General features: G+C 48.3%; 16 protein-coding genes. 11 read left to right on the plus strand and 5 right to left on the minus strand.

Annotation, left to right across the window (positions count from 1 at the left end):
- Position 1: 1 nt before the first annotated feature.
- Entirely contained in the window at positions 2–994 is a 993-nt protein-coding gene (locus AB1L17_RS04495; protein WP_412843436.1) for an ABC transporter substrate-binding protein, read from the minus strand.
- Between the two features lie 125 nt (positions 995–1,119).
- Between AB1L17_RS04495 and rnz the strand changes: the two genes are divergently transcribed.
- The 7 genes from rnz (at position 1,120) to AB1L17_RS04530 (ending at position 5,924) form a co-directional block, all read left to right on the plus strand.
- Positions 1,120–2,076, plus strand: a complete 957-nt coding sequence (gene rnz, locus AB1L17_RS04500) for a ribonuclease Z (protein ID WP_412843437.1) — start codon at positions 1,120–1,122, stop codon at positions 2,074–2,076.
- 43 nt (positions 2,077–2,119) lie between these two features.
- Complete coding sequence (locus AB1L17_RS04505; RefSeq protein WP_412843438.1) at positions 2,120–2,344, plus strand: hypothetical protein; 225 nt, start codon at positions 2,120–2,122, stop codon at positions 2,342–2,344.
- Positions 2,345–2,370: 26 nt separating this feature from the next.
- Positions 2,371–3,027: a YczE/YyaS/YitT family protein gene (locus AB1L17_RS04510; protein WP_412843439.1), complete on the plus strand. Its 657-nt coding sequence runs from the start codon at positions 2,371–2,373 to the stop codon at positions 3,025–3,027.
- Between the two features lie 127 nt (positions 3,028–3,154).
- Positions 3,155–3,244 (plus strand): YjcZ family sporulation protein, encoded by a 90-nt coding sequence (locus AB1L17_RS04515; protein ID WP_106652846.1) that lies wholly within the window; start codon positions 3,155–3,157, stop codon positions 3,242–3,244.
- A 193-nt stretch (positions 3,245–3,437) separates the two neighbouring features.
- A complete protein-coding gene (locus tag AB1L17_RS04520) occupies positions 3,438–3,926 on the plus strand; it encodes a MerR family transcriptional regulator (protein ID WP_412843440.1) in 489 nt (162 codons plus the stop codon).
- A 13-nt stretch (positions 3,927–3,939) separates the two neighbouring features.
- Complete coding sequence (locus AB1L17_RS04525) at positions 3,940–4,380, plus strand: SRPBCC family protein (RefSeq protein ID WP_412843441.1); 441 nt, start codon at positions 3,940–3,942, stop codon at positions 4,378–4,380.
- Positions 4,377–5,924 (plus strand): MFS transporter, encoded by a 1,548-nt coding sequence (locus AB1L17_RS04530; protein WP_412843442.1) that lies wholly within the window; start codon positions 4,377–4,379, stop codon positions 5,922–5,924. Before AB1L17_RS04525 ends, AB1L17_RS04530 begins: the two co-directional genes overlap by 4 nt.
- Positions 5,925–6,011: 87 nt before the next feature.
- Here AB1L17_RS04530 and AB1L17_RS04535 read toward each other — a convergent pair whose 3' ends face one another.
- Positions 6,012–6,284, minus strand: a complete 273-nt coding sequence (locus AB1L17_RS04535) for a stage VI sporulation protein F (RefSeq protein WP_412843443.1) — start codon at positions 6,282–6,284, stop codon at positions 6,012–6,014.
- Positions 6,285–6,471: 187 nt separating this feature from the next.
- On the opposite strand from AB1L17_RS04535, the gene AB1L17_RS04540 reads away from it, so the two are divergent.
- The gene (locus tag AB1L17_RS04540; protein ID WP_412843444.1) at positions 6,472–7,392 is read left to right on the plus strand and encodes a S8 family peptidase; all 921 of its coding nucleotides are present in this window, start codon (positions 6,472–6,474) and stop codon (positions 7,390–7,392) included.
- Between the two features lie 70 nt (positions 7,393–7,462).
- Here the strand turns inward: AB1L17_RS04540 and AB1L17_RS04545 are convergent, their stop codons facing one another.
- On the minus strand, positions 7,463–7,789 hold the full coding sequence (locus tag AB1L17_RS04545) for a hypothetical protein (RefSeq protein ID WP_412843445.1): 327 nt from the start codon (positions 7,787–7,789) through the stop codon (positions 7,463–7,465).
- 69 nt (positions 7,790–7,858) lie between these two features.
- Between AB1L17_RS04545 and AB1L17_RS04550 the strand changes: the two genes are divergently transcribed.
- Entirely contained in the window at positions 7,859–8,323 is a 465-nt protein-coding gene (locus AB1L17_RS04550) for a YaiI/YqxD family protein (protein ID WP_412843446.1), read from the plus strand.
- Positions 8,307–8,975: a phosphatase PAP2 family protein gene (locus tag AB1L17_RS04555; protein WP_412843447.1), complete on the plus strand. Its 669-nt coding sequence runs from the start codon at positions 8,307–8,309 to the stop codon at positions 8,973–8,975. Before AB1L17_RS04550 ends, AB1L17_RS04555 begins: the two co-directional genes overlap by 17 nt.
- Before the next feature lie 10 nt (positions 8,976–8,985).
- On the opposite strand, the gene AB1L17_RS04560 is transcribed toward AB1L17_RS04555, so the two are convergent.
- Positions 8,986–9,867, minus strand: coding sequence for a LysR family transcriptional regulator (locus AB1L17_RS04560; protein ID WP_412843448.1), 882 nt, complete (start codon positions 9,865–9,867; stop codon positions 8,986–8,988).
- 133 nt (positions 9,868–10,000) lie between these two features.
- Here AB1L17_RS04560 and AB1L17_RS04565 point away from each other — a divergent pair, with 133 nt between their 5' ends.
- Complete coding sequence (locus AB1L17_RS04565) at positions 10,001–11,218, plus strand: MDR family MFS transporter (protein ID WP_412843449.1); 1,218 nt, start codon at positions 10,001–10,003, stop codon at positions 11,216–11,218.
- 276 nt (positions 11,219–11,494) lie between these two features.
- Here AB1L17_RS04565 and AB1L17_RS04570 read toward each other — a convergent pair whose 3' ends face one another.
- Entirely contained in the window at positions 11,495–12,883 is a 1,389-nt protein-coding gene (locus AB1L17_RS04570) for an amino acid permease (protein ID WP_412843450.1), read from the minus strand.
- Positions 12,884–13,061: the final 178 nt, after the last annotated feature.

The following is a 13,061-nucleotide window of genomic DNA, read 5'->3' on the forward strand; positions in this document are numbered from 1 at the left end:
CCTATTTCCCTTCCTTGGATTGTGTCGCAAACGTGGTGTTTACCAGCTTGGCGTAGTCAGCGCGCTGCTTTAATTCACCGGCTGCGTCCATAATATCTTGGAGTTGGTTCCATTCTTTTTCGTCCAGAATGGGGTCAGTTGCATAGGAGCCCTGTTCCAAATAGCGTTGGACTGCGTTTTCCAGAATCTTTGGATCGATTTGCGGGAAGTACTTGGCTATGACATCAGCCGTTTCTTTTGCACTGTGGCTGGCAACCCACTGTTGCCCTTTGTAGACAGCATTGGTAAACTTTTGGATAGCAGTCGCGTTCGAGTCAATATAGCTTTGCTTTGTCATGAACACGGTGTAAGGAACCGTTCCGCTCTCTTTGCCAAAAGAGGCGACGACATGACCGATTCCCTCCTGTTCAAAACGTGAGGCTTCCGGCTCAAACAACTGTACATATTGTCCGGTTCCAGATGCGAAGGAAGACGCAATATTTTTGAATTCGATATTCTGAATCAATTCGAGGTCGCCTTGCGGATTGATCTTGTGTTTTTTGAGTACGTACTCACCGACCATTTGCGGCATGCCGCCTTTGCGCTGACCCAAGAAGACGCTGCCTTTTAGCTGGTCAAAAGAAAAGTTATCCATTTTATTGCGGGAGACGAGGAAGGTACCGTCCGTTTGAGTAAGCTGAGCGAAATTGACAACCGGATCGGCAGCCCCCTGCTGCGAGACGTAGATGCTGGTCTCGGAGCCGACAAGCGCGACTTCGATGCCGCCGGATAACAGAGCCGACATCACTTTATCTCCGCCGGGAATGGTTGACAGCTCAACTTCGAGGCCTTCTTCCTTAAAGAATCCTTTTTCAAGTGCTACATATTGCGGAGCATAAAACAAAGACCTGGTCACTTCACCAATTCGTATTTTTTCAGGAGTGCTGGAGCAGCCAGTCAATACGGCCGTCAGAGCAAAAAAAGCGGCCAGCCCCAGCGCAAAAAATCGTTTCATGATTAGGAGTCCCTCCTTGCTAGGCTTTGTATGTTGTAGGCTATGCGCCCAGACAAAAAAGGGTGAATGCCTAGAGATATAGACAGGCACATGGAGGGGGATTCCACGAAGGAGATGGATATAACATGATCGTTACATTTTTAGGCACGGGATCAGGTGCACCCACTACGCGACGAAACGTGAGTGGGATTGGCTTGCGATTTTTGCAGGCAGGGAAGTGGTGGTTGTTTGATTGCGGAGAGGGGACACAGCATCAGCTGCTGCGTGCACCCATGAAAATCAGTCAATTGGATAAAATCTTCATTACACATCTGCATGGCGATCATCTGTACGGTCTGATCGGTTTATTGGCGAGTAGGTCATTGCGCAATACAGAACCGACACCGCTTGAGCTGTACGGACCACCAGGACTTGACCGTTATTTTCGAGCTGTCATGGAGGCAAGTCCCGTTCATTTGCAATACCCATTGGAATTGAAAATAGTCAGCGAAGGCGTAATCTATGAGGACGAAGAAATCGTGGTGAGCTGCAGGATGGCGAAGCACAGAGTGCCTTCGTTTGCGTATGCCGTGATGGAAAAGGAGAAGACGGGAGCCTTCCAAGTAGAGCTGGCTAAGCAGGCCGGGGTACCATCAGGGCCGTTATTTGGCGCCTTGAAAAGAGGAGAACAGGTCACACTCGAGGATGGTCGGGTTCTGGACGGGAAGGAATTCGTCGGGGAGCCGCAGCCAGGACGCAAAATCGTCTTCAGTGGAGATACAGAGCCGAGCCAAGCGGTGATGGAGCTGGCACAAGGGGCAGATTTGCTCGTCCACGAAGCTACCTACGCCCATCACGATAAGGAGCTGGCGACAAGAAGCGGACACTCCACAGCACGCGAGGCTGCTCAAATTGCCAAAGAAGCGGGTGTGAAAGAGCTGTGTCTGACTCACTTCAGTCCGCGCTATGAAGATGAAGACGGAGATTTTTCGATGGAGGATCTTCTGGCAGAAGCGCAGCAAATTTTCCCGGCGACCCAATTGGCTGATGATCTCGGCAGCATTCCTGTAAAGCGAGAGAGAAACAATGGGAGAAAGCAATAATCCTTGGTATAATGAATGATCACGATGGAGGAGGTGGGGGAGCATGAAGCGGATTACCTTTGCTACACCAGAAGAACTAATTCAACATTGTCAATCGGAAGAAGTCAGCCTTGTCGTCGAATATCGAGACGAAGCGAACAAGCAACGCCAGGTCATTTTGACGGGAGAGCAGCTTGCAGAGGCACAGACGTACCTGAACTTCTCCAAATCCGAAGCGTATTACCGAAAGGACGGGCTATTTTACGAAGTCATTGCAGACTGGAAGTAATACACATCGTCAGGAGATGAGCATACGTGTCTGGCAGACGGTTCAACAGGTCGATCGCAGTTCGCTACATGATGTTTGTTCTGGGTTTGTTCGTTGGTGCATTCGGTACGGTACTGGCTATTAAAGCAAACCTCGGCGTAGCACCTTGGGAAACCTTTCACATCGGCCTGCAAAAAACATTTGGATTAACGATTGGCATATGGTCTCAGATCGTAGGAGTCGTTGTCATTTTCGCCACTTACTTCGTGGCAAAAATGAGGCCTAATTTTGGAATGTTCTTAAATATGATTTGCTTTGGAGTTTTTCTCGATCTTATTTTATGGGTAGATATCATTCCTGAGCTCCAATCTATTTGGGCGAGACTCTTGCTGTTTATCATCGGTGTGATCGTTTTGGCTGTTGGAATCGGGATGTATTTATCTCCTTCGCTTGGGGCAGGACCGCGTGACAGCTTCATGCTGGCGATGAATGAGCGCCTTGGCTGGAGCATTCAGCGAGTCCGGCTCATCATTGAGGTAACCGTACTGCTTGCGGGGGCAGCCTTGGGTGGACCTGTGTCAATCGGCACCGTATTGATTGCGCTCTTGACGGGACCGATGATTCAGCGAACGATTCCGTTTTGGCGTCATGTCATGAAAAAGCAGTATGGGTTGCCAGAACCAGTTGAAAGACAAGCGACTTAAGCTCCTTTCTCTTTGCCAGTAACTGTGTAAAAAACGGGAAAAAGAGTCGTGTATAGGCAATGGTCCAATCATCCTTGAGCATTCGCACATACAGTATGACTAGTTGCTGGCAAAGGAGGGAAAGCGAATGAGTCTGTTCAACGGAGGATTTGACGACTTTGCTTTAATACTGGTGTTGTTCGTATTGCTGGTTATCGTTGCTTGCGCTTGCGACTAACGAAAACACCGGGAACTTGCTTGGCAAAAGGGAGAGCGATGATTCGCTCTCTTTTTTGCTATATAAAAAAGTGAGTTTGGCACTCGTATTCCGTATTGGAAAAAAATTCTTATGGGTCCTTGACCGTTACGTAACGTAACGGTTTATAGTGAAGTTACCGGTGAAACGCTAGCGACCAAGAAAGGGGCTGATCATGAAGCGACAGTGGAAAGTCGGAGAACTTGCAAAAATGGCGGGAATTACGATACGAACTTTGCGTTTTTATGATCAGATCGGTTTGTTTTCACCATCCGGCTATTCGCCATCCGGATACAGACTCTACACCGAAGGGGACATTTCACGCCTGCAGCAAATCTTGTCCTTGAAGGAGTTGGGTCTATCGCTGGAGCAGATTAAAGCCGTTATGGCCGGCGATCAACTCAGCCTGTCAGACATTGTTTCCATTCAAATAGATAGCCTGAAAGAAAGTATCCGCATGCAGCAGAAGCTCTTGCACGAGCTTGAGAATGTATCGAGTCGAATGCAAAGGAACGAACCGTTTACCGTTGAGCATTTCATGAACATCATACGGACGATGAGAATGAATCATGAGAAATTTTTCGCCGAGAGAAAATCGAGTATGGATCTCCATCTCGACCGACTTGGTGAATATTTAGACGAGCATCCGGAAGATCCCGGATAAGGAGGTTACGACTGTGAGTGAAAGATCTGCCAAACATTCCACATTTGTCATCGAAAGGAACTATAAACATTCTCCTGCCCGTGTATTCGCTGCATGGGCGGGTCAAGCCGCCAAAGCGGGCTGGTTTCCTAAAGCCGAAGAGTTCGACTTCCGCGTCGGCGGACGCGAATTCAATCGTGGTGGTCCGCCAGGGGGACCCGTTTACACATTCGATGCCTGCTATCAGGAGATCGTTCAGAATAGGCGAATTGTATACTCATACACGTTGGACATGGAAGACAAGCGGATGTCTGTCTCCGTCACGACGGTGGAATTCGATTCCGTAGATGGCGGCACGCGCTTGATCTATACCGAGCAGGGCGTTTATCTGGACGGTCTCGATACGCCTGAACAGCGTGAGCACGGAACAAAAGTAATGCTGGATCGGCTCGGAGAGGCTTTGGACGGCCAATGAAAGCTGCTGCGATTGAATCGAATAACCGGGCTGGTTTGAACGAATGGATTGGGCTTGCCGTGCTTTCATTGCCTGCCTTGCTCGTATCGATAGACTTGTCCGTAATGATTCTCGCACTTCCTCACATAAGCATCTCTATCGGAGCTGACAGTACAGAGCAGCTATGGATCATGGACATATACGGCTTCATGCTTTCAGGGTTTCTGATCACGATGGGCTCGCTCGGAGATCGGCTCGGCCGCCGTAAACTGCTGATGATCGGAGCCGCGGTATTCGGTTTGGCTTCGGTGTTGGCCGCTTTTTCCAACACCTCCGGAATGCTGATTGCAGCACGGGCGCTGCTCGGCATAGCCGGGGCGACGATATCACCTTCGTCCCTGGCTTTAATCAGCAATATGTTCCGCGATCATAAGCAGCGCTCCCTCGCCATAGGCATATGGTTTATGTGCTCCATGGGAGGCATGGCGCTTGGCCCAGTAGTCGGCGGGATGATGCTGGAGCATTATTCATGGGGGTCGATTTTTCTACTTGGCGTTCCAGTCATGGCACTGCTGTTGTTGACTGGGCCCAAGCTTCTGCCCGATTATCGGGATCCCGCACCTGGTCGTTTGGATATGACTAGCGTCATGCTGTCGATGTGCACCATTCTCTCGGCAATATACGGCTTTAAGGAAATCGCTAAGCAAGGCTTACAGACCTTGCCGCTCATTGCCATCGCGGCTGGAATTGGTTTCGGGACGTTATTCGTAAGACGACAGCAACGGTTGGACAGTCCGCTACTGGACTTGCGCCTATTCGCAAACCCCGCCTTCAGCACGGCGCTGGGCGGTATGTTCGGCATCACTATGACAGGTGCTTCCATGCTCTTCATCGCACAGCATCTTCAATTCGTGGAAGGACTATCGCCGCTTGCGGCAGCGATGTGCATGCTCCCGGGAGTGGTTGCGTCGATGGCAGGCATGTTGTTGTCGCCGCTCATTGCCAGGCGGATCCGACCGTCGCTCCTTATCGGGGCAGGACTTGCCGTCTCGGCGACTGGTTGTATTCTACTGTCCCAGGTAGGGGCGGGATCCGGACTCTCTACCCTGATCGTCGGTTATCTCTTTTTTAATCTGGGAGCAGCACCGTTTGCGAGCTTGTCCAGCGATCTAATTGTCGGCTCTGCACCGCCGGCGAAAGCGGGTTCGGCGGCGTCCTTGCTACAGACGAGTGGTGAATTCGCATTCGCACTTGGTATCGCCGTATTAGGCAGCATCGGTACATACGTGTATCGCACTCAAATTGCGGGTTTCCTACCAAGAGAGGCTACGACGTTAACAAACGGAGCCTTCCGCGAAAGTCTTGCTGGGGCAGTCTCGGCGGCAAAAGCTTTGCCCGAACCTATTGCTTCGACACTTCTTCATGGCGCCCAGACAGCATTTAACGAGGGTATGCATGCTGTTGTGGCCGTCAGCGGCTGGCTCATGATCGCTATCGCCATACTCACCGTGATCAAGCTTCGGCATATCCCCCCCATCGGGCAGAAAACGCCAGGTGAGTTGTAATTGGTATCGATAGTTGAAAGCGCAGCGGTAGCCAAGGACGTTATTTCTCGTCCTAGGCTGCCGCTTTTGTCTTTGAGACGCATCCTCTTATCCGAGTCGATCATGGACTTGCTTTTTTACACTGGACATTTGCTGGTCGGATAATTGAACACCGACAGCTTTGCTTACTTTTTTAATCAGCTCGCTTAATTTCTTGTCGTTTTTTAAATCTTTCTTGGAGAAGTTTTTAGCCAGCGATTTAATGTCGCCCATACTCCATTTCTTCTTGCTTTTCTTGTTGATGGTTTTCAAAAGGTCACTCGGGCTGCCCTTCGTCTTCAATTTCACTCTCGCTTTTGCTTTCCCTTTTGCTTTGGTCATGATGCTTCGCTCCTTTCAAAGGAATACGTCTGCCCTATGCAGTTATATGGAAAAGCAAGGGAATTCGCTTGGACAGATTCACGCGGCAATTCGCCTATTTTGGCTGACGCTGTGCAAGGGCCCAAACCTACAGGGGGAGACCCAACATAGGATGAGTCAGAACGACGCATGACAGGAGGCTAGTGGGTTGAAAATTGTCAGCTTTCATCGGGATAAGCCGTTTACCGAGATACTGTCTGATTTGAAAACGAAAGTTCTGACCAAAACAGAGAGACTCCCATGGCGTTGCTATGATGACCTATCTTGTCTATGTATCAAGCAAAAGATTTTCGAGCAGCATGAGGAGCTTTTTCGAAGGTATCAGGCGATGGTGGAAGAGAACATTACGGTAAGCGTCCATGCGGAAGGTGAGGATGAAATCCCATGGGGCGTGCGATATGTAGGGGCACAGAAATTGTGGCGAAGAGGGCGAGGAGAGGGCGTAAAGGTCGCCGTCATTGATACGGGGATCTCCCGTGAGCATTTTGACTTGAAGGATCAAATAAAAGGTGGCGTCCAGCTGGTGGGTGGCAAACAAAACGGACACGGTACGCATGTAGCAGGGATCATAGTAGCCGAGATGAATCAAAGAGGAATCGTCGGAGTCTCACCAGAAGCCCATTTGTATGACGTTCGTGCTTTTGATCAAGAAGGCAAATCATCTTTGTCTACCATTTTGCAGGCGTTGCAGTGGTCGATTGCCAATAAGATGGACGTCATAAACATGAGCTTTGGTATGCCACAGTATAGTGAAGCACTGGCGAGAGCTGTCGAGCGAGCAAGTGAGCAAGGGATCGTATTGGTAGCTTCTGCAGGAAACGGTGGGGGAGAAGCGGAGTATCCAGCACGGTATAAAGGCGTTTTAGGAGTCAGTGCGATTGATCAAACAGGAAGATTGGCATCGTTCAGCGCACGAGGCAAGGGTGTAAATATGAAGGCGCCCGGAGTTGAGATTTTGTCTACCTGGCCTGGCAATCAGTTTAAAAAGCTGAATGGCACGTCGATGGCCGCTCCGCATGTGTCTGGACTGAAGGCATTAGAAATAGCCCGCAAGCGAAAGAAAGCATAGCGGTTACACGAAAAAAACAGCTCCACGGCCAACGAAGCCAAGGAGCTGTTTCCATTTTTATCATAATGAATTATTGATGGACTTTGGTGTCATGGTCTTGCTGGACACGGAACCATATATTAAGATCATTAATAACACTGGCCAATTCGTGGATCTCACTGTTTAATTCGCAGGACCGCATGAAATTATCTTCTTCAGACATTTGCTTGGTTTTCTCGATGATGACCTTCTCTACCCGGTGTATTTGATCCGGAATGGTCGCACGGATTTCTTCCCATTCCAGCAAAATGTCCGCTCTTTCTGTATTCGAATAGTCTTCCCAGTCTAGCTGCAGCTGTGGAAGTCGAATACCTAGTCGTTCATCACGTATAAATTGATAGCGCAAAGGTGAACTCACTCCTCTCCTCCTCCATCATACCAAAAATGAATCGCTTGGGGGAGAGAAATACACGCGAAAGGGGAACCCATGTCAAAAGGACGTGTTCTTATCGATGCGGATGCTTGTCCGCGCCAGGCTCTCTTGAATGCTCAAGCATTGTGCAAGGAGCTCGGCTGGAGCTGTTTGACCTTTGCCAGTTATAATCATCAAATCGGCAATGAAAATCATGTTACAGTAGATGCTGGCCCACAAGCGGTAGATATGAAGCTGGCGAACGAAACGAGCGCAGGGGATGTCGTGGTAACACAAGATATCGGTCTGGCAGCGCTGATTCTAGGGAAAAGAGCACATGCACTGACACCGCACGGCATGATTTTTGATCCGGAGCGGATAACGTTTCACTTGGAGGAACGTAATGAAAAAGCAAGGTATCGTCGCGGGGGAGGTCGCACGAAGGGACCAGCTGCTCGCACGCGTGAAGACGATCAGCGTTTTGCCGAGTCTCTGCGCTTTTTGATGAAAAGAGGGGATCAAGATGAACCTAACAATTAGAAAAAATGGTTATGTACTCGGTGCACTGATGTTTGCAGTTCTTGCCACCATCATGTTTGCACTCTATACGGCAGGGAAAGTAGAACGTATGGATCAGGCTGCAATTGCGTTTGCGGAGTCGATTCGTTCGGATGCTGGGACTGCATTTTTCCGTTTTGTAACGAATCTTGGTGGCGGAATGTTCCTTACACCCTTAGCTGCGATTATGTTCATTGTCTTGTACATAAAGAAATATCGTATGGAGGCAATGATTGTCCTCATTTCACTTGGTGTCAGTGAAGTGATCAATGAGTTGTTAAAATTGTATTTTTCCAGACCAAGACCGAGTGGGATCAATCTGATTGAGCTGCCGGAATCCTTTTCGTTTCCGAGCGGTCATGCGATGATTGGGCCAGCCTTTTACTGCATGGTTGCCCTTTGGATCACACAATGGTTTGCGGAGAAAAAATGGGTGTCGCTCGTGCAGCCGTTCGTTTTTATTTTCGTGGCATTGCTTGCGTTGAGTCGTGTGTATTTGGGCGTCCATTATTTAAGTGATGTGCTTACTGGCTTTTTCCTGTCGATGAGCTGGTATTTTCTCCTTCGTCTTGGCTATGAAGGCTGGAAGGGGAGACGAAGCACCGTCGTCGACCCCATACCGCATTCTCGGTAATTAGAGCAAGCTAGGTGGAATACCCTAATTCTTTCATTAAACTCAGCCATTTTTCTACGCTGGGTTTATTTTTTTTGTCCTTCGGCAATACGATGTACGCCGAGCGTTTGGGAGGCTTATTGCCTGTTATGATCAGTTCCTTCAAAGTACCTGCAGCCAGCTCGGCTTTGACCGTAGATCGTGTTAACAAGCTCACGCCTAGCCCTTCTTTGATCAAATCAATGGCGAGCTCAGCTTTGTCTACTGTCAGCTTGGGTACATAATTACGTGGTAATGTTTGTCTGATCCATTCATTAAAAGGAGGTCCCCAGTTCATGTACAGCAGCGGAAGATTACGCAGCTCGCGTGAATCGACGTGTGTAGAAGAAGCGATAGGGCTGTCCGGACAGCAGACCAGGACAATTTCATCATCCCACGTAGGGATCACATCAAAGTTCGGTAAAGATGGTGGAACATAAACGATTCCGATTTGAATCACATTGTCCAGCAAATACTGGATGACATCGGAGGAGTGACCTGTTTTTGTACTGATCGCAATTTGTGGATACCGATAGTGGTACTCTTTTAAGATCGGCTCTAAGGTGGAGGTCCAGATCGCGTTTAAGCTGCCGATGGATAAATAGTCTTCATAGGGCTGGAGTGATGCAACTTCATTCAATGCTTCATGGGACAATTTGAGGATTCTCTCTGCATACGGTAAAAGGGTTAAGCCCGCTTGGGTAATCTCAACACTTCTTTTATCACGAACGAAAAGAGGCTTGCCAACTTTTTCTTCGAGTTGCTTGATTCGCATGGTCACCGTAGACTGGACTAAGTGGAGCATTTCCGCAGCCTTGGTGAAGTTTTTCGTTTGGGCCAATGTGTAGAAAGCGCGTAATTGTTCGAAGTCCATACAGTGGGATTCCCTCTTATCTAAATATTTGATTACCATATACAAAAAAGTTCGTTTCCCAAATTATACCCTGTTCGCTAAGCTGGGGATATCCTTATTTTGATAAGGTATCGGGAGAGCGAGGGGTATTTGGATGAAGTGGGAACTATGGAGAGAAACGCCCTTTTCGGTAAAGCTGCTTTTGGGAACTTCCTTTATGATGAATATGGGCTTTTATGCATTAATCCCGTATCTCACTTTGTATTTGACGGGAAGCATTGGTTGGACATTGGCGATGGCAGGAATTGTCCTCAGTGTCAGACAGTTCTCCCAGCAAGGCCTTGCCTTTTTAGGCGGAGTGATGGCAGATGCCTTTGGATATAAAGGGGCGATGTTCATCGGATTGGGCGTACGTGCCGTTGGCTTTGCAATGTTCGCTTTCTGTACCGAGACGTGGCATTTCTTTGTTGCCGCCATTTTATCCGGTTTGGGTGGGGCACTGTTTGAGCCTGCTTGTTCTGCTGCCTATGCGATTATTACACCTGAATCCATCCGAAAAGAAGTATTCTCCCTACGCAATGTACTTGGAAATATTGCCGTTGTCGGTTCCCAAATCGTGGGGACGGCACTCTCGGCGATTGATTTTACTTATATTTCATTGTTCGCAGGGGCCGTCTTCGGCGTGAATGCAATCTTGATCTTCTTTTTATTCCCACCGATTCGCGCCACTAACACACGGCATAGTATATGGGAAAGTATGTCCACGGTAGTGAAGGACAAGCTGTTTGTACGATTTACCTTTATTTTGATGGGGTATTATTATTTGAATATGCAGGTGTTTTTAACGATCCCGCTCTTTGTTGAAAATGTCACGCATAGCAAGGCAAATGTAGGGATTGTGCTGTCCGCTCTCTCCTTGTTTGTGATCCTGTTCCAGATGAAGGTAACACAATGGCTGGAGGGCTATCAGCAAAGGCTTACCTTGATTGGCATCGGTACGTTATTTATGAGTGTCGGTCTGTTCCTGTTTACGTTTGCCGATTCGCTGTGGCTCATTCTTCTTGATATTTTCTTGTTTGCGCTAGGTAGCATGATTGCGGTACCGAATCTTGTGGATGTCGTTCCACGTTTTGCACCCAAGGATTTGGTGGGCGCCTATTACGGCTTCAACGGGTATTCCATCGCAATAGGAGGCTCTCTCGGGCAGATTGCGGGGGGATGGGTATACGATGTTGGCCTGCGTTTGCAAGCGCCTTGGCTTCCTTGGACGATCTGTCTCGTCATTGGACTCTGGGTGGCTTGGTTGCTCCATCGAATGGAACAACAAACCGGTCAGATCGGAAACGACTTAAAGAAAATAGCTCGTTCATAATTTTTTTTGGGCGAATTGAAACATTTTCCATTGTTGATACGTATATAACGATAGAGTGATTGGCGCAAGAAAGTGAGGGAATGTTATGGAAGATATGAAAAAACTGAAGCGTATGCTGCTAGTGACGAGTTCCCTTGGATTTGCAGTCTTTGCCATGGTAGTCGTTACGGAAATTGTACGAATCTCCTTGTAGCATAGTAATGCCAAGCCTATAGCATATAAAGAGTAAAAGCTTGCAGCATCCCGTCGAAGGGAGCTGCAAGCTTTTCTTTTGTATTATGCTTCGATTTTCTTTTTGAAATGGAATTGGTACACGCAGATCGCAATGATCATGAACGGAACTCCGCAGTACAAGGCGATACGCTGCTCTGGATCGAATGCCAGACTCACGAGAACGAGCAGGTTCAAGCTCAAGGAAATCAAAGGCAAGATCGGGTACAAAGGTGTACGGAACTTCAGATCTTCCAGCTTGCCCCCATTTTTCAAGTAATGGCGACGGAATGCAAGCTGAGAAGCAGAAATGGAGATCCAGCCTACCTGTGCCCCGAGACCAGCAATCGACAACAGCACCATAAATACCGTATCCTCTGCAAAAAAGCCGGACAGAAGAGACAAGAGTGCAATCGCGAAAGTAATCAACAAGGCGTTCATCGGAATGCCTTTTCTATTGACGGCTCCAAGCTTTTTCGAAGCCATACCTTCCTTGGAAAGGGAGTAAAGCATACGAGTAGCTGCGTACAAACCGGAGTTGCCGACAGACAGAAGAGCAGTCAGGACAACGAAGTTCATAATGTCAGCCGCGTATGGAATCCCAATACTGTCAAATACAGCGACAAACGGACTTTCAATGACACCTGCTTGTTGATGTGGAATGAGTGCTGCCACAATCGCAATCGCCAAAATGAAGAACACGAGTGTGCGCCATACGGTCGCGCGAATCGCTTTCGGGATCGTCTTCTCCGGATTCTCACTTTCTCCGGCAGCAATCCCGATCAGCTCAGTTCCTTGGAAGGAGAAGTTTACGGTTATCATCGTCATCAGCAAGCCAGTAATCCCAAAGGGAAGGAGCGGGCTTTCTGTAAAGTTGGAGAACATCGGCGCTGGTTGACCATTTTTCAGGTCGATCAAACCAAACATCGCGGCTCCACCAAGGATGATGAACAGAATGATAGCGCTTACTTTAATGCTGGAAAACCAGAACTCCGATTCACCGAACGAACGAGCCGACAAGGCATTTAACAGGAAGAGCACAGCACCGAAAATGGCGCACCACATCCAAACAGGGGAATCAGGGAACCATCTTTGCATCAAAAGCCCTGATGACAACAATTCCAGAGCAACGGTGACGGCCCAGCCGAACCAATACAGCCAGCCTACACCAAACCCAAGTGCTGGGCTAACAAAGCGGGTCATGTACGTTTGGAACGAACCAGCAACTGGCATGGCAACGGTCAGTTCGCCCAAACACAACATCGTGAGGTACATGATAAAACCGCCTACTAAATACGAGAGAATGGCTCCAACGGGGCCTGCCTGACTAATTGTATAACCTGATCCGAGAAATAACCCGGTTCCGATTACGCCGCCAAGAGAAATCATGAAGAGGTGCCTACTGTTCATACTGCGTTTTAATTCATTTTGCTGTTCGTGGTTGCTGGTTGTCATATAACCCTCTCCTTCACGCGAGAAAATGTTGAATGGATGTATGCGTTTTCAGGCGCGATATATGCTCTGCAAGAATGATACCAAATGAAATAATTTATGAAAATAATATTTTTGAGGCATATACTGGTAAAGAGTGCAAAAATCCTGGGCAATCAAGTGCAAAATAATTAAAAAAACG

The sequence above is a fragment of the Brevibacillus jepli genome (genome assembly GCF_047229145.1).
Classification (GTDB): domain Bacteria; phylum Bacillota; class Bacilli; order Brevibacillales; family Brevibacillaceae; genus Brevibacillus.

Coding starts and splice junctions, on each gene's coding strand:
- AB1L17_RS04495 (WP_412843436.1), bottom strand. CDS start 994: ATGAAACGATTTTTTGCGCTGGGGCTGGCCGCTTTTTTTGCTCTGACG.
- rnz (WP_412843437.1), top strand. CDS start 1,120: ATGATCGTTACATTTTTAGGCACGGGATCAGGTGCACCCACTACGCGA.
- AB1L17_RS04505 (WP_412843438.1), top strand. CDS start 2,120: ATGAAGCGGATTACCTTTGCTACACCAGAAGAACTAATTCAACATTGT.
- AB1L17_RS04515 (WP_106652846.1), top strand. CDS start 3,155: ATGAGTCTGTTCAACGGAGGATTTGACGACTTTGCTTTAATACTGGTG.
- AB1L17_RS04520 (WP_412843440.1), top strand. CDS start 3,438: ATGAAGCGACAGTGGAAAGTCGGAGAACTTGCAAAAATGGCGGGAATT.
- AB1L17_RS04530 (WP_412843442.1), top strand. CDS start 4,377: ATGAAAGCTGCTGCGATTGAATCGAATAACCGGGCTGGTTTGAACGAA.
- AB1L17_RS04535 (WP_412843443.1), bottom strand. CDS start 6,284: ATGACCAAAGCAAAAGGGAAAGCAAAAGCGAGAGTGAAATTGAAGACG.
- AB1L17_RS04550 (WP_412843446.1), top strand. CDS start 7,859: ATGTCAAAAGGACGTGTTCTTATCGATGCGGATGCTTGTCCGCGCCAG.
- AB1L17_RS04555 (WP_412843447.1), top strand. CDS start 8,307: ATGAACCTAACAATTAGAAAAAATGGTTATGTACTCGGTGCACTGATG.
- AB1L17_RS04560 (WP_412843448.1), bottom strand. CDS start 9,867: ATGGACTTCGAACAATTACGCGCTTTCTACACATTGGCCCAAACGAAA.
- AB1L17_RS04565 (WP_412843449.1), top strand. CDS start 10,001: ATGAAGTGGGAACTATGGAGAGAAACGCCCTTTTCGGTAAAGCTGCTT.
- AB1L17_RS04570 (WP_412843450.1), bottom strand. CDS start 12,883: ATGACAACCAGCAACCACGAACAGCAAAATGAATTAAAACGCAGTATG.